Below are 17,495 nucleotides of genomic sequence, written 5' to 3' on the forward strand. Positions count from 1 at the left end.
ATGTCCAGCTCAATCGATAGCCAGCTCAACGAAACCCTGCGCGATGCCCTGGTGGCCTACTATCTGGATGAGGTGGTACCGAACGCAGCGGAGTTTGTCGACGCCCAGTTGAGCGACAAAATCAAGACCGCCAACGACCTCTACCAATACAAGCTGCTGGATGTGCAGGTCAGCCAGGCCGTGCCCACCAGCCCGGTGGCCTCGGCCATCGCCAGTATTCAGCAGTACATCAATGCCGCGCTGATGGGCATGGAGCCGGGCTATGAAACCAAAGTGATGGAAGATCACCTGATCAGGCAGTGGCGCGAGATCGACTGCCAATACCCCATCTGGGCGGCCAACCAGCAGTTGAGCTATTACCCGGAACTGTATATCGACCCCTCGTTGCGCCTGACCAAATCCAAGTATTTCCAGCAACTGGAAAACGACCTCAATCAGAACAAGATCGAGATCGACACCACTCAGGAAGCGGTGCTGTCTTATCTGGCGAGCTTTGAGGAAGTGGCCAACCTGACGATTATCAATGGATACATCAATACCACTGATTTCAAGAATGGCATGTATTACTTTATCGGCAAGTCCCGGGCCGAGAGTGTGTACTACTGGCGCTCGGTGGATATGTCCCAGCGTACTTACATGAACCTCAACGGCACGGATCCCAACCGGCCAAAGTTCGATTATCCGCAGCCGGGGGCGTGGTCAGACTGGCACAAGGCTAACTTGCCGATTTCGGCCAGTGCGATTGAGCGCACCATCAGGCCAGTGTTGTTCAATAACCGCCTGTTTGTATTGTGGGTGGAGTGCGTGGATAACAACCCTGCTCAGATGACGGTTGAAGAAGGTTATCTCCCAGGTGGTACCCCCATACCGCCAGATCCGGGTTCACCGGTTATCAAAGTACACAGTAACCCGATGTTGCGCTTGAACATGGTCTACAAGAAGTACGACGACAGTTGGAGTATGCCGCAAACCGTCATTGAAGCCTGGAGTGAGTCACCGTTGTTCAAGACTACGGACTTGGCGGAGCAGGTTGAGAGCATTGCCGTGGCCGACAGTTCGACAATGCCGGAGTCGATGTTTGTGGCGATGTATATGGGGTATACCGCAGGTAATGCGACGGATGGTGCGGCGGATCAATATGCGTTTCTAAAAACGGCAATGATCGATAAAAATTTTAATGTAACGGCGCTGTTTCCCAATCGTGGGTATGTGCCCAGTATCGGAACTCGAAAGGAGATCAAGGCACCCCATGTCTTGAGGGTGGGACGGTTATTTGCTCAGGATAATAAAGGGCGGTTTCAGTTCAAAGTGCCTGAGCTTAGTATAGCGCTGAAAAGTGTCGAGTCGCATCGACCGCATCAAGAGCTGGATAACTGGAATTTTGAAGAGAGGCAGGTTTCGATTGTTAGCCCTTCCCGTGGGGATGATGTTACTTATGATAAGTCTACAGGGGAAGTGTTCTTTAAATCTAAAATATCAGCTGTATTTTCAAAGCCTCCGGATGTGACGTTTTCTATAACGGCTTTTGATTCGGAGACGCAAGATAGATATAAGCTTGAAATGGTTTTGCCCGCAAACCAAACGGCGGGCTATGAGACGCTTTTGAACGGTTCTAGAATTCAAGTGTTGAGTGGTTCGCAGTTTAGTGGTGGGGGGAGGTGTAGGGTTAGTTTGATATCTTCTCGTACTAATGGATACGTTGGAAGCGGGTTATTGTCTTATTTCTTGTGTGACACATATGATGTTCATCATTGTACTCTTGGTCTGCCGGATGCAAATGGTTTTATATCAATATCTTCTAAGATTGCTGTGCTGGTGCGTGATTATTTGATGCGCACCGGTTTAGTATTAAAAACAGTGCAGACGGATTGGCCTGCTGGATTCCGTCACGCTGAGGTCCAGGAGTTTATAAGGCCCCCTACTTATGTTTTTCAGCACGTTATTCTGCGACCTCTGAATCTGAGTGATCCGATGGCAGCTAATCCTGGCGCGGCGTCACTTTGGCACTCCGGTGGATTCGCAGTAATAAATCCACCCGACACCCATACATTAAAGCTCCCCATTAACCCTGAAACCCTGTTGCCTGACTGGCCGGGAGCCTGGCCCATCGGCTCAAAAAAAATTCCGATTATCCATGGTATCAAGGTGTTCAACGGTACCACCTGGCAGGTTTTGGGACATGCCCTGAAAATGACCTACGTAGAACTGGAGCTTGTCGCGCAAGTCACCACACCGCTGATCGCCCCTCGCATCAACACCCGTGCCAGCCCAACTCTGGGCATCGCCGAATTCATCGATTTCACCAACTCTGGCATCAAGCTAAACGATGCCGGCACCGCTCCACGCCAACCCATCCGCATGAATACATTGTTTGCACGCGAGTTGATCAACCGCGCCAATATCGCCCTGGAAAACCTGCTGTCCTGGGATACTCAGCTCCTTGAAGAGCCCCCTCTCAATCCACCAGCGGCCATTAACCAGATGGATTTTCACGGTGCCAACGGCTTGTATTTCTGGGAGTTGTTCCTGCACCTGCCTTTCATGGTCAGCCACCGTCTGAACCAGGAGCAAAACTTCGAAGGCGCCGAACAGTGGCTGGGCTTTATCTTCGACCCTTCGCGCAAAAAAGACGAGAAGGGCCGTCCGGCCTACTGGAACGTACGGCCTTTGATGGATGACCCGGTAGAAATGGACTACGTGTCGCGCAAACCCGCCGATCCGGACGGTATCGCTAGCAGCCACCCGGTGCGCTATCGCAAGGCGATCTACATGTTCTACATCAAGAACCTGCTGGACCGGGGTGACGCCGCCTACCGGCAACTGACCCCCGACAGCCTCGTAGCGGCCAAGCTGTGGTACGTGCGCGTGCTTGACCTGCTGGGGCCGCGCCCTGATATCAACGTGGTGGACCATTGGCAACCGATCCCCCTGAAAACCCTGAGCGACGCCACCAACTCAAAATTGCGCGAGTTCGAACAGCGCCTGATCCGGCAGGACCAACTACGCGAAGAGAGTGCCGCGGCCAACGATGGCGAGTCGCTCTACCACTTCGCCGAACCGCCGCTGTACCTGCGCACTTTCGCGCCCGACCCTACCCTGCTTGATCTGGATAACAGATACCTGCGCTTGCCCTTCAACCGTGAGTTGGTCCAGAACTGGGATACCGCCGAGGCGCGCCTGGACAACCTGCGTAACAACCGTACGCTGGACGGCAAGCCGCTGATGCTGCCCTTGTTTGCCGCCCCCTTGAACCCGCGCGATCTGCTGGCGGCGTTCGGTCAGGGCGCGGCCTCCGGTGGTGCCGCGCGGTTGTTGGCCCAGGAGGTGCCACCTTATCGCTACAGTGTGATGCACAACCGTGCCAGCAGTGCTGTGGAAACCCTGATCCAATTTGGCAATACGTTGTTGTCATTGATCGAGCGCAAGGAACAGGCGCAACTGCAGGAGCTGCAATACCACCAGGCTTGGGAGTTCGCCCAGTTTGCCGTGGACCTGCAACAACAGGCACAAGCGATTGACCTTGAGCAGAAAAAAGCACTGGAGGCGAGTAAGGCGCTGGCTCAGGGGCGCCTGGATTTCTACCGTAAGTTGGCCGATGAAGTGGTGAATGCCGGTGAAAAAGCTGCTGCAGCGCTGCACTTGGAAGGGCGGGTGTTGGACAACATCAGTCAGGTGGCCAATGCCGTTGGCAGTGGCCTGAAGGCCCCCCCCAATTCGGCTGGCGGCGGCGGCGGGGCTCACGCGGGTTTGACTAATGGTGCCGTTGCCATAGCGTCCTCCGGGGGATGGCGCCTGGAGGGCGTCGCCGAAATGGTCAGTGCCTATTCTTCAGCCAGGGCGGCGATGCTCCATACCATTGCGGAGGCGACGGACCGCGCTGAAAACTTCCGCCGCCGCCACCAGGAATGGATGCAAGCCCGTGACCAAGCCACGCTGGAAATTGCCCAGATCGAGGCACAAATGCAGGTGCTTGAAGCACAGGCCCGCGCCACCACCCTGCAATTGAACCAGGCCCGCGTCGCCCAGGATCAGGCGTTGGCCAGCTATGATTTTCTGCGCACCCGTTTTAGCAATGCGCAACTCTATCAATGGCTCAACGGCCAGTTCGCGACCTTCTATTACCAGGCCTACGATGCCACCTTGGCGCTGTGTCTGGCCGCCGAAGCCTGTTGGCAATTTGAACTCGCCGACTTCAGCACGCGCTTTATTCAGGCGGGCGTCTGGAAGGACAGCTACCGAGGCTTGAGCGCCGGCGAGGCGTTGAAGTTGTCCTTATTGAAAATGGATTCGGCGTACCTGAGTCGCAATGAACGACGGCTGGAGATCACCAAGACGGTGTCCCTGCGCCAACTCAAGGACAAGGATCCGACCTCCGCCATCAATCAGGACTGGGACACCATCAAGCTTGGCCTGATAGACAACTGCCGCGTCGATTTCCAGCTGACGCAGCCCATGTTCGACAGCAATTACCCTGGGCATAGCGTGCGCCGGATCAAACGTATCAGCGTGTCGTTGCCTGTGGTCCTGGGGCCCTACGAAGACATTCACGCCACCTTGACCCAAACCTACAGTGCCGTGCAGATAGGCGACACCCTCAAGGAAAACCTGCGGGCCAGCCAGCAAATCGTTTTGTCTGGCGGGGTGGATGACGATGGGCTGTTCACTTTCAGTTTCGACGATGAGCGTTATTTGCCCTTTGAGGGTACGGGCGCTATTTCAAGCTGGGCGTTGGAATTCACCTCGACTGACGTTGCGGCGCGGAACCGCCTGTTCGAATCGCTGACCGACATCATCCTTAAGCTGCACTACACGGCCAAGGCTGGCTAGGAGGAGGCATAGTGAACCATGACGAGTCGCTGCAAATCGCCGCGCCGTCCCTGCCCAAGGGCGGTGGCGCCATCCAGAGTATCGGCAACGGCCTGGGACCGGTCGGTATCAGCGGTGGTGCATCGTTCGAGCTGCCCTTGCCAATCTCCCCCGGGCGGGGTTTTGCCCCGGACCTGACGCTGGGTTACAGCAGCACCAACGGCAACAGCTCGTTCGGAATAGGCTGGGGCAAGACGCCCAATGCGATCACTCGACGAACGTCCACAGGGGTGCCGGCGTATACCGATGAAGACGTGATCCTGGGGCCGGATGGGGAGCCCTGGATGCCGGAACGCAACCCGATGACGGGTACAGAGGTTTCAAGGGTCGAGACGGCCTATAACGGCTTGCCGGTGGGGCCTTACACCGTTGTACGCTACTGGCCTCGCACCGAAGGCGCATTTGCACTGATCGAGCGTTGGTCCGATACCGACGACCCGGGGGGGTTCTGGCTGATTCACAGTGCGGACGGCAATCTGCACCTGTACGGCAAAACCGCTGCTTCACGACGTGCCGACCCGGATGTCGATGCGCGTGTGGGGGAGTGGCTGCTCGAAGAAAGCCTCAACCCGCGTGGCGAGCATATTGTCTACCATTATCAGGCCGGCGATCACGCAGGTGCCCAGCGTTACTTGAGCAAGGTGCTTTACGGCAATGCGCTCGCCGATGACCAGCTGTATGCGTGGCGCGTTGAGGCTGGGCAAGGCGTGCTATGGCATTTTCATCTGGTGTTCGATCATGGTGAGCGTCCTACTGCCCTCATGACCGCTCCACCTTATGAGGCCACCCAGGCATGGCCTGGGCGCAGCGACCCGTTCTCCAGCTATGTCTATGGTTTTGAGCTCAGGACGCGACAACTGTGTCGGCAGGTGCTGATGTTCCACTGCTTTCCCGATGAGCCAGACATGGGGTCGGCGCCCGTGCTGGTGCGCCGACTACTGCTTGAATATCGGCCATCGTCACTGGGTTATAGCCTGCTGCATGCGGCCCATGAACAAGCCATTGACCGGGCCGGGAAGGTACAGAGTCGGCCGCCGTTGGAGTTCACCTATAACGCGTTCGAGCTCGCACCGGATCCCCAGCGCTATCAGCCATTTGAAACGATGCCGGGTCTTGACGACGGCCAGCGTTATCAATTTGTCGACCTGTACGGCGAAGGTTTTCCGGGCATTTTGTATTCTGACGATAAAGCCTGGTATTACCGCGCACCTATGCGGGCCAAGGCGGCGAGCCACCCTGACGACGTGGCCTATGACGATTGGCATGAGTTGCCAGAGATTCCGATAGCTGACCGCCTGCAAGCACCCCGGCAGTTTTTAAGCGACCTCACCGGTGATGGCGGCCTTGAATGGGTCGTAGCCCAGCCTGGGCTGTGTGGTTTTTTTACCTGCAACCCGGACCGCAGTTGGTCGAACTTCGCGACCGTGGACGCCTTCCCTCACGAGTTTTTTCATCCCCAGGGGCAATTGGCCAATCTGATGGGGGGCGGCTTGTCTGACCTGGCGATGATCGGCCCGCGCAGCGTACGTTTGTATGCCAACCAGCGGCAAGCGGGGTTTGCCCCCGCCACCCAGGTTAAGCGCAAGGAAGGCGAGGATGATCTGCCGTTGATCAGTAACGCCGCCACCGAGTTGGTCGCCTTCAGTGACGTGCTCGGCAGCGGCCAGCAGCACCTGATCCGCATCCGCCACGACCGGCTTGAATGCTGGCCCAACCTGGGGCGAGGCCGCTTTGGTAAAGGGTTCAGGTTCAGCACGCTGGGTTTTGCTTATGACGAGCTCGATGCATCGCGGGTCTTGCTCGCGGATCTGGACGGCTCCGGTGCCGCAGACCTGGTCTACTTGAAAGCCGAGTGCGCGCTGGTGTTCATGAACCGTTGTGGCAACGGCTTTGACGACGCCGTCGAGCTTCCTTGGCCCAAAAACGTTCGCTATGACAGATTTTGCCGGGTGAGTACCGCTGACTTGCAAGGGCTGGGTTGCTCCAGCCTGGTGTTGACGGTGCCGCATATGTCGCCCATGCATTGGCGGTATGACTTTGTCGCAGCCAAACCCTATTTGTTATGTGCCACCAATAACAACCAAGGCGCCGCCGCGAGCGTGAAATATCGCAGTTCGGCCCAGGAGTGGCTGGATGAAAAGCAGCAATTGCTCGCCAGCGATCAACCGGCCGTGTGTCGTTTACCTTTCCCCGTGCCGGTGGTGAGTGAGCAGGTTCAATGTGACGAAATCACGGGCAATCGGCTGACGCAACGGTTCGAATATCGAAAAGGTTTTTACGACGGACAGGTACGAACGTTTCGAGGTTTTGCCCTGCTCCTGGCGACTGATACCGACACTGCTGCCGAGGCATCACCGGAGTCGGGTTTCAGTGAGCCGGTATTGCGCAAGACCTGGTTTCATGTCGGACAAGTGATCGACCCAGCGTGCGATGAGTATTTCAACGGTGATCTGGCCGCTCACCCCTTGGGAGCAACCTTGCTTAGCCATTATCACGAAGCCGACGGTGTCGATGAACTTGTCGTACCCCAGGCCGATGAGTTGCCTGGCATGCTCCAAGCACTGGCAGGCCAGGTATTGCGTGTGGAAACCTATGGAGGGCGCAACGCAGGCGACGTCCCCTATAGCGTCGAGCAAAACCGCTACCTGGTACGCGTGCTGGATCGGCCAGTAGGCGGTCAATTCGCACCTTACAAGGTGATGCTGGCGTTATCGTTGGAGTCGATCGCCTACCAGTACGAGCAACAGGTCGATGACCCGCAGTGCCAGCACGGGATCAACCTGCGCTGGGATGCCTTTGGCAGCCTGACCCATGGCGTCAGGGTCAGTTATGCCCGGCGCCTGACGGCCCAGGATGATCCGGCCTGCCAGGTGGACCCGAATGAAATCACACCGCAGAAACGCTGGTGGTGTGATGCCCATGATTCGGCGCAGCAGGTTTACTACCTGAGTGAAAGCCTGGCGCGGTTTATTCACCTGACACACCCACAGGGCTGGCGCCTGGCCCTGCCTTTTCAGCAACGTGACAACGCGCTGGTGCTGGGTAAGGGCTCTGGTCCCAACGGCTTGCAACCCGACGCGATCAGCTATGAAGCCTTTATCGCGCAAACCGCCGCAAACCCCTTGAATCCCCAAGCTCAGCGAACACTGGTGGGGCAGTCGGTGCAGCGCTACCGGGACTTGTCCGGGGTTCACCCCTTACCGGATGGAGAGGCCATGTTCCTGGCCTTGGCCGATGAGTTGGAAATTGCCGAGCTGGATGAGGCAGCGCTCAAGGCGTACGACTTGCTGCGCAATGACGAGGGTGAAATGCCGTTTGACCTGGAGCAAAAACTCCTGGAGGTCGGGTACCACAAAATGCGCCTGGTTCTGCCGTCCATCGACGGGGCGCAAGCGCCATTGTGGTCGGTCAAGCGCGGTTTCAATACCTACGCCGGCCTCGCGGGTTTCTATAACGTCATCACCGTGCAGCAAACCCGCAGTCATGGTGTGACCCATCTGAGTTACGACCCCTATGGCTGCCTGAATACTCGGGTACGCCTACCTGACGGCTGTGAGACGCGTGTGGATTCGATTGACTATCGCTTGCTGCAACCGGCGCGCATTATCGACCCCAATCAAAACACTCAGGAGGTGCTTTACGGGGCATTCGGCCAGGTGATCGCCACCAGTTTTTTCGGCACCGAACGTGGTCAACCCGTGGGCTTTGCGTCGCTCGATGACTACCGTCCTCCACTCGGCGGCACACCTGGCCAAATCATTGATGCACCGGCCGCGGCGTTGCAGGATGCCGCCACTGCGCACTTTGCCGACCCGTTCAGTTGGATGGGCCGAGTGCCTGACGCCGACCTGCAGGATCGCCAATGGCTGGACGAATGCGTAGCGCAGGGCGACCTGCTACCCAGCGGGCATATTCGTGTGTCGGCCCGTTTGCTCTCGCCATCCGATGCATTGACGCCCGCGCGACAACGCCTGTTGAGCTTGATCCCTCAGGTGCGCCGCGAGCCTGTTCACGCCGTTACCTTGCAGGCTGATCGCTACCCGCTCGATCCGGAAAAACAAATCCGCGTCGCCTTGAGCTGTTGGGACGGTTTCGGTCGCGCCTTGCAGAGCAAGCAAAAGGTCGAGCGCGGTTATGCCTACCATGTACAGGAAGATGGCTCGTTGGCGCTTGACGGCAATTGTCGGCCGGTGACGGTACAGGATGTTGAGCGCTGGCGGGTCAGCGAGCGGGTCGAGTACAACAACAAGGGGCTGATTGTGCGCATCTACAGGCCCTATTTTGCCGATCATCATCGCTACATCAACGATGTCAGCTTCAGGCAACACGGTTACAGCGACCGACAATTCTATGACCCGTTGGGCCGTCCTACTCGTACCGTCCTCGCCAAGGAGGACTACCTGCGGCGTCATACCTACTGGCCTTGGTACAGCATTTACGAGGATGAAAACGACACCTATGAAGAGGTGATGGCGATGAAAGAGGCCCGGGGGAAGACATTGCAATGACCGCTCTTGCGCTGCACCGGCAGACCCCAGGCCTGAGTGTGAGCGACCCTCGCGGGCTGACGGTGCGCACGGTGCGCTATTGGCGTGAGAGTGGGCGGGAGCAGGCGCAGGCAAGGAGCAGTCGTAGTGGCTTCGACGGTGCGGGCCGAGTCGTGGCCGAGTGGGACCCGCGTTTGGTGGAGCGGGCCAACCTGACGCAGGTTTACTCGCTCGGCAGCAAGGTACTGGGCTCCCACAGCGTTGATGCAGGATGGCGTGTCAGCCTGTTCACGCAGGCGGCTGAACAGGTGCAAGCGTGGGACGCTCGCGGTAATGAGCGACAGGTTGAATACGATAGTTTGCTAAGGCCTGTGGCGGTGTTCGAGCAAGCTGCGTGCGTCGAACGTCATCACTACGCCGATGCGTCGCCGCACTATGCCGCGCACAACCAATGCGGCCAGTTGATCCGCCACGACACCCCGGCTGGAACGCAGCATTTCAATGAGTTCGGCTTGACCGGCGCGGTGCTGGAACAGCATCAACACTTTCTGCAAAGCCTGGATATGCCCGATTGGCCACTGCCCCTTGATGAGAGAGATGATTTGCTTGAACAAGCAGCCGGTGCTCGCAGTACTTTGCAGTTCAACCCGGTGGGCAATGTGCTGGAGCAAACCGATGCGCAGGGTAATCGGCAGCGTTTCAATCACACCATCGACGGCCGATTGCGCGAGGCCTGGCTGCAGCTGAAAAACGCGACCGCCGCGCAGCGGCTGGTACATGACATTCACTACAACGCTCAAGGACAGATAGAACAGCAAACGGCAGGCAACCAGGTCACCAGTCGGTTTGATTACTGCCCGAAAGACGGGCGATTGAACCGTCTGAGCGCTGCCGGGCCTAGCGACGAACCGCTACAGGATTTGCACTACGTCTATGACCCGGTGGGCAATATCCTTAGCCTTGAAGACAAGGCCCTGCCGGTGCGCTTCTTTGCCAACCAACGCATCGAGCCGATCAACCGCTATACCTACGACAGTCTTTACCAGTTGATCGAAGCCACCGGCTGGGAGGCCGGCAGCGCTAATCGCGGGCCTGCTCATCTCGAGGATCCGGCTGCCGTGGCTAACTATCGTCAAACCTATCGCTACGACGCTGGCGGCAATTTGCTCGAGCTGATCCACCACGGCCCACAGCAACATGGGCGTGTGTTGACGGCGGCCAAGCACAGTAATCGCTGCCTGCCTGAGGTGGAGGGGAGACCACCGACCGAAGCGGAGATCTCCGAAGGCTTCGATGCCAACGGCAACCTGTTGGTGTTGGATCGGGGCCGCACACTCAGTTGGGATGTACGTAATCAACTGAGCCACGTGCATACCGTAGAGCGAACGTTGTGCCTGGATGACACCGAGCGCTACGTCTACGGTGCCGACGGCATGCGTCAGCGCAAGGTGCGCACAGCACAAACCAACGCCCGCACGGTGATCAGCGAGACGTGCTATTTACCCGGTCTGGAAACCCGCACGATTGATGACGAAAAACTGTATGTCGTCACCGTCCAGGCCGGCCGCACCACGGTGCAGGTGTTGCACTGGGAGGGCGCGGTGCCGCGTCAACTGGCCAATGATCAATACCGCTACAACCTGAACGATCATTTGGGGTCCTGCTCGCTGGAGCTGGACAGTGAAGCGCGGATCATCAGCCGCGAGACTTATCATCCGTTTGGCAGTACGGCGTTCACTGAGAGGGGAGACTCGAGCGAGCAGAGTTATCGCACGTTGCGTTATTCGGGTAAGGAGCGGGATGCGACCGGCCTTTATTATTACGGTCTGCGCTATTACATGCCCAGGTTTCAGCGCTGGATTAACCCGGACCCCGTGGGCGTCAGTGATGGTTTAAATGTATTCGCCTTTCTAGGCGGTAATCCCATTGGTTATCGAGACGCTGTGGGTGAGAAGCGCGAGCCGGTGAATAAAGATATCCACTTGATATGGGTGGGCGAGTCAGCGGAAGCGTTGGCGGCGCATGTCAGCAATATTAATAATACTGTCGAGCAGGCGAGCGGGTATAAAGTTCATCTTTATCTTGAGTCAGGTAACGAGGATGCATTTGCGAATGTCCTACAGGATCTTAAAGTTCATAATGTTGTCTATTTGAGAGAGGAGAAGCTCTTCAGGAAATTCAAAAAAAGTCCAGTGGGGGCTATTTATAAAGACTTCAGGTCGGGAGATCCAAAAAACTTTGCGTTTGCGGTGGATACGCTACGGCCCTATTTGGTTCGCAAGAAAGGAGGGCTCTACTCCGATGTCGATGACCAGTATCTCGGTGCTGAGAGTGAAGGGCACGAGCGCCTGGGCGATACGACGCTTTATGCAAGACCCGACGAAATAATCACAAACTCACCTGTTCGGGTGCCTTGGGAAAATAGGGGCTCCAGAAATGCGGTGCTGATAAACAATAGCTCGTTTGCGGCGCATGCTGGAAACAAAACACTGAAGCATATCGAGAAAGAAATGGTCGTGCGTTATAAAGAAGTTGTTAAGTCTGAAGAGTATACGGATGGTCACGGTCGCATCGGAGCCGGGATACTCGAGTTGGAAACACCTGAGCGAATAAAGTTAATGAGTTCGATGGTAGGTCCAAAGGTGTTTAGCTCGATCATAAGAGAATATGATAGTGAGGCTAATGATATCGTTCGTCAGGCTATATTGGTCGAGTCGGGAGGCGACGTTCAGGGCTTTAATGATCGTAGAAATGAAAAGATGCCGCTTAGACGCTTCATTAAGGTAGGTAGTGCAAACTCTTGGAAATAAAATCCCCATGAGCGCTATTAACCACGAACTTCGAACGGAGATGGCCGGTGTGAAATGAATTTTATGTCGGCAATCCTCAAGTAGAGAGACTCAGCCATGCTCAGCTTGAATAGCCATACCCCCACATTGACTGTTACCGATCCGAGAAGTCTACCCGTTCGCTCGGTGAAGTATTTACGATCGACTGCCGGCCAAGCGGCACAGGCACACATCGACCGCACTGCGCATGACGCGGTAGGCAGAGCGACAGCGCGCTGGGACCCGCGTCTGCAGTCGGTGCAAAAAGACGACCCGCAGGTGCCTGCCAACCTGAATATCCTTCACTCGCTTGGCGGCCAAGTATTGTTGATTCAAAGCGTCGATGCGGGTTGGGATGTTCAACTGTTCGGTGAGGCTGGGCAGGGTGTGCAGTTCTGGAATGGGCGCGGTAGTCAACGCCGCGTAGTATTCGATGCGCTACTGCGACCTGTGGCGATTATTGAAAATTCAGCCTGCACCGAGCGCTTTGCATACGGGATGGCTGAGCCGACTGCGGCTGAACGTAATCAATGTGGGCGGGTGGTGCGCCAAGATGACCCGGCCGGTACTCGTCATTTCGACTACTACGGGGTAGGTGGCGAGCCGATAGCGCAAACCCAGCGTTATCTGCAAAGCCTGGATATGCCTGATTGGCCACTGCCCCTTAATGAGCGGGATGATTTGCTTGAGCAAGCAGCCGGTGCTCGCAGTACTTTGCAGTTCAACCCGGTGGGCAATGTGCTGGAGCAAACCGATGCGCAGGGTAATCGGCAGCGTTTCAATCACACCATCGACGGCCGATTGCGCGAGGCCTGGCTGCAGCTGAAAAACGCGACCGCCGCGCAGCGGCTGGTACATGACATTCACTACAACGCTCAAGCACAGATAGAACAGCAAACGGCAGGCAACCAGGTCACCAGTCGGTTTGATTACTGCCCGAAAGACGGGCGATTGAACCGTCTGAGCGCTGCCGGGCCTAGCGACGAACCGCTACAGGATTTGCACTACGTCTATGACCCGGTGGGCAATATCCTTAGCCTTGAAGACAAGGCCCTGCCGGTGCGCTTCTTTGCCAATCAACGCATCGAGCCGATCAACCGCTATACCTACGACAGTCTTTACCAGTTGATCGAAGCCACCGGCTGGGAGGCCGGCAGCGCTAATCGCGGGCCTGCTCATCTCGAGGATCCGGCTGCCGTGGCTAACTATCGTCAAACCTATCGCTACGACGCTGGCGGCAATTTGCTCGAGCTGATCCACCACGGCCCACAGCAACATGGGCGTGTGTTGACGGCGGCCAAGCACAGTAATCGCTGCCTGCCCGAGGTGGGCGGGAGGCCACCGACCGAAGCGGAGATTGCCGAAGCCTTCGATGCCAGCGGCAACCTGTTGATGTTGGACCGGGGCCGAACACTGAGTTGGGATGCACGTAACCAACTGAGCCATGTGCATATGGTGGAGCGCACGTTGCGCCTCAATGACACCGAGCGCTACGTCTACGGTGCCGACGGCATGCGCCAGCGCAAGGTGCGCACGACGCAAACCAACGCCCGCACCTTGGTCAGTGAGACCCGATATCTACCAGGGCTGGAAACGCGCGATGGGGATGGCGAGAAACTGCACGTCGTCACCGTCCAGGCCGGCCGCACCACGGTGCAGGTGTTGCATTGGGAAGGCGCGGTGCCGCAGCAACTGGCGAATGATCAATACCGTTACACCCTTAGCGATCATCTGGGCTCTTGTTCGCTGGAACTGGACAGTGAAGCGCGGATCATCACTCGCGAGACGTATCATCCGTTTGGTACGACGGCCTTCACGCAGAAGGGTGATTCGAGCGAAGAGAGTTATCGCACGTTGCGTTATTCGGGCAAGGAGCGGGATGCGACGGGGCTTTATTACTATGGGTTCAGGTACTACGTGCCGTGGTTACAGCGTTGGATTAACCCTGATCCGGCGGGACGGATCGACGGTTTGAATCTGTATAGAATGGTCAGAAATAATCCGGTTTTGCTCAGAGATGATGAAGGTCTGGTACCTACGAAAGAAGAGATCAACAAGTCGGCATCGCCCTCTCTATTTCAAAGAATGCTGCCAGCCTGGCTGAAAAAAAACAGCGTGATCCAAGAGCGATCATCTACGCACATCGCTGAGACGCAAGTTTACGTGTGGATCCCGCCAAGCGGAGGCGCGGCCACGGCCAATATACTGGTGACCAGACAAACATTCCAAGATGGCAGTAACAGAATTAGTTACGTGGGAGCCAACCCTGATGGTAGTGAGGAACAAAACTCTTCCGTTCATGGATATATAGAGTATGTGGTGCGCGATGACGCTGAGAAACGAGTTGCAGATGTTCATTTGTTTGATGCAAAGCCCGAGGGGAAAGGCTACGGTTCCCTGCTGCTTTTAGAGTTGACGTATGACGCTGAGGAACAGTCGATTCAAAGGGTCGAAGCGAGTGGCGTGGCGATGAGTGCTACAGGTTTCTACTTGTTGGCGGGGTTTCATCCCAGTCGGGAGGGGCACGATACCTTGGAAAGTACGATTCCAGGGCCGATAGATTTTTGGGGGGGGGAGCCGACTGATAACCGGTTTGAGCGATGGTCGGATAGCACTATATCTCCCCGAAAGTTCAATGGTTATGTAGGGGCGAACGGTGTGAAACCTATAGATGAGTTTGGCGCAAAATTATATATGGCGCGACACAGTACTGCTACTTGGGAAGGGGAAACCGCACATATAAAGGAGCAGGCAAAACTGTCGACGATAAAGCGGGGATACTTCAAACAAGTTTAATGTTAACCGCAAGGGCCCTGGCGAGTAACTGTGTACAGGCGTTATACAGTCCAAATAAAAAGCCCCCACCCAACCCACTCATAGCTGACATGGATCTTCTGAAAAAGAAGGGATCCTATGAATCTCTGAGGCCGTCAAACCTCATCACGAATGCGTCGTGGTAGGCGCAAGGATCGGCAAGATGAGGGCAAGGGTCAACGTAGGTCATTGCACCCGACGATGTGGGAACCGGTTTGAATAACTTGCCACACAGTTTGCGCAAGGAGGCTTGGTTGATCAACGACGGAACCCAACGTTGCACTTATACAATGTGAGTTTTTTATGAATATTTCAGACGCCGCTGTAAGCCTGTCCACCCCTCTCAGCGTGTCCGCACCAGCGGAGGCCTCCAGCCAGGCAGGACCCGTGCAAGCGAGTGCCGCCCCCCTCGAGTCGCGCTCGGGGCCGCGTATGCAAAGTATGGGGCTTACGAGCTTGCGGCAAACTGTGCTGCAAGGCCTCGGCGATACAATTCGTTCGCATGTTTTGCCATCCTCAGTACTTCATAGCACCGACAGTTCGAAAGACAAAGCCTATGGGGCCGCGTTGACGTTCGTTGGCGGGATGGCGAAGGTGGCCGGCAAGAAGATGGCAAGCTCAGGTGGCGTTTCCTCGAAAGTCGCAGGTTCGGCGCTGATGTGGGGGGGTAAAGCGGCGGAGAAAATCGGCAAGAACACGTATAAAAATGCTGAACCCAAGGAGGACGGCAATTACAACGCGTTTGCACCGCGTAACTGGGTTCGTTAAAAACAGGCCTGACATCCCGCGAGGAGCTTTCTGTCTGTTTTGATGGTCATTGAACCGAAAAGCCCCCACCCAACCCACTGCGGATAGGGGACGCAATGGGCTGGGCGAGGGCTTCTTGTACGACTGTTTTACTGCGCGATAGTTTTCACCGATACACCACGTTCAACCGGTGTCGAGCGACCATAGATATCTTCGAAGCGCTCGATATCGTCCTCACCCAAATAGCTGCCCGATTGCACTTCGATGATCTCCAACGGGATCTTGCCCGGGTTGCGCAGGCGGTGCACCGAGGCGATCGGGATGTAGGTGGACTGGTTTTCGCAGAGCAGGAACACGTTGTCGTCACAGGTGACTTCGGCGGTGCCGCTGACCACGATCCAGTGTTCGGCGCGGTGGTGGTGCATCTGCAGCGACAGGCACGCGCCCGGCTTGACCGAGATGTGCTTGACCTGGAAGCGGCCGCCCATGTCCACCGAGTCGTAGGAGCCCCACGGGCGGTAGACTTCGCAGTGGTTCTGGGTCTCGCTGCGGCCTTGCTCGTTGAGGGTGTTGACCATCTGCTTGACGCCCTGGACCTTGTCCTTGTGGGCAATCATCATCGCGTCCTTGGTTTCCACCACCACGATGTTGTCCAGGCCGATCACCGACACCAGTTTGCCGTTGCCATGCACCATGCAGTTGCGGCTGTCCTGGATCACTACATCGCCTTTGCTCACGTTACCGTTGGCGTCTTTATCGTTGACCGCCCACAGCGACGCCCAGCAGCCCACGTCGCTCCAACCGGCTGCCAGCGGGACTACGCAGGCGCGCTGGGTTTTTTCCATCACGGCGTAGTCGATGGAGTTGTCCGGGCAGCACGCGAACGTGGAGTCGTCAAAGGTCACGGTGTCGGCGGTCTGCTCGCTGCGTTCCAGGGTCAGCACGCAGGTGTCATAGATATCCGGGTCGTGCTTTTTCAGCTCTTCGAGGAAGCGGCTGGCGCGGAACAGGAACATGCCGCTGTTCCAGAAGTAGCCACCGCTTTTGACGAACTCGACCGCACGTTTTTCATCGGGTTTCTCCACGAACTGCTGCACGCGGCTCACGCCTTCAGGCAGCAGCGAGTCGTTGGTGGACTTGATGTAGCCGTAGCCGGTTTCCGGGCGGGTGGCCGGCACGCCGAACAGCACCATCTCGCCACGCTCGGCGGCCACGGTGGCCAGGGCCAGTGCGCGTTGCAGGGCTTTCTGGTCGTCGATCACGTGGTCGGCGGGCAGTACCAGCATCAGCTCGTCACGGCCTTCGTTGACCAGCATCATCGCGGTCAGGGCCACGGCCGGCGCAGTGTTGCGGCCGAAGGGTTCCATCAGGATGCGCTGGCAGTCGAGCTTACGTGCGCTCAGTTGCTCGTTGACGATGAAACGGTGATCTTTGTTGCAGACCACGATGGGGGCGTCCATGCCTTCGAACACCAGGCGCTCCAGGGTTTGCTGGAACAAGGTGTGCTCGCCAGTCAGGGCCAGGAACTGCTTGGGGAACTGTTTACGGGAAAGCGGCCAAAGACGTGAGCCGCTACCACCGGAAAGGATTACTGGGATCATGGGTGTGTCTCCTTGAATCGATATGGGTCAGAGCTACGAAGGTTTGTCGTTTCACTCTTGTTTTTGTCTCGGTCCTGAGTTGAGCCCCGGTCAGTGTGGGAGCTGGCTTGCCTGCGATGGCGCCTACAAGACCGCCATCGCAGGCAAGCCAG

The 17,495-nt window shown here is 56.9% G+C and carries 6 protein-coding genes; 5 read left to right on the forward strand and 1 reads right to left on the reverse strand.

Annotation, left to right across the window (positions count from 1 at the left end):
• From ACP7CZ_RS19100 to ACP7CZ_RS19120, 5 genes are all read left to right on the forward strand, one after another.
• Positions 1–4,827: a neuraminidase-like domain-containing protein gene (locus tag ACP7CZ_RS19100; RefSeq protein ID WP_294163788.1), complete on the forward strand. Its 4,827-nt coding sequence runs from the start codon at positions 1–3 to the stop codon at positions 4,825–4,827.
• 11 nt (positions 4,828–4,838) lie between these two features.
• Positions 4,839–9,374, forward strand: a complete 4,536-nt coding sequence (locus tag ACP7CZ_RS19105; protein ID WP_294163791.1) for a SpvB/TcaC N-terminal domain-containing protein — start codon at positions 4,839–4,841, stop codon at positions 9,372–9,374.
• Positions 9,371–12,163 carry an RHS repeat-associated core domain-containing protein gene (locus ACP7CZ_RS19110; protein WP_294362392.1) on the forward strand — a complete coding sequence of 931 codons (2,793 nt, stop codon included), beginning with the start codon at positions 9,371–9,373 and terminating at the stop codon, positions 12,161–12,163. Before ACP7CZ_RS19105 ends, ACP7CZ_RS19110 begins: the two co-directional genes overlap by 4 nt.
• Before the next feature lie 276 nt (positions 12,164–12,439).
• A complete protein-coding gene (locus ACP7CZ_RS19115) occupies positions 12,440–14,977 on the forward strand; it encodes an RHS repeat domain-containing protein (RefSeq protein WP_294163797.1) in 2,538 nt (845 codons plus the stop codon).
• A 321-nt stretch (positions 14,978–15,298) separates the two neighbouring features.
• Positions 15,299–15,763, forward strand: a complete 465-nt coding sequence (locus ACP7CZ_RS19120; protein WP_054898944.1) for a hypothetical protein — start codon at positions 15,299–15,301, stop codon at positions 15,761–15,763.
• A 128-nt stretch (positions 15,764–15,891) separates the two neighbouring features.
• On the opposite strand, the gene ACP7CZ_RS19125 is transcribed toward ACP7CZ_RS19120, so the two are convergent.
• Positions 15,892–17,343 (reverse strand): mannose-1-phosphate guanylyltransferase/mannose-6-phosphate isomerase, encoded by a 1,452-nt coding sequence (locus ACP7CZ_RS19125; protein ID WP_034128771.1) that lies wholly within the window; start codon positions 17,341–17,343, stop codon positions 15,892–15,894.
• Positions 17,344–17,495: the final 152 nt, after the last annotated feature.

It is taken from the genome of Pseudomonas sp. DWP2-2 (genome assembly GCF_049897065.1).
GTDB classification, from domain to species: Bacteria; Pseudomonadota; Gammaproteobacteria; order Pseudomonadales; family Pseudomonadaceae; genus Aquipseudomonas; species Aquipseudomonas paracarnis.

Coding starts and splice junctions, on each gene's coding strand:
- ACP7CZ_RS19125 (WP_034128771.1), bottom strand. CDS start 17,343: ATGATCCCAGTAATCCTTTCCGGTGGTAGCGGCTCACGTCTTTGGCCG.
- ACP7CZ_RS19120 (WP_054898944.1), top strand. CDS start 15,299: ATGAATATTTCAGACGCCGCTGTAAGCCTGTCCACCCCTCTCAGCGTG.
- ACP7CZ_RS19100 (WP_294163788.1), top strand. CDS start 1: ATGTCCAGCTCAATCGATAGCCAGCTCAACGAAACCCTGCGCGATGCC.
- ACP7CZ_RS19110 (WP_294362392.1), top strand. CDS start 9,371: ATGACCGCTCTTGCGCTGCACCGGCAGACCCCAGGCCTGAGTGTGAGC.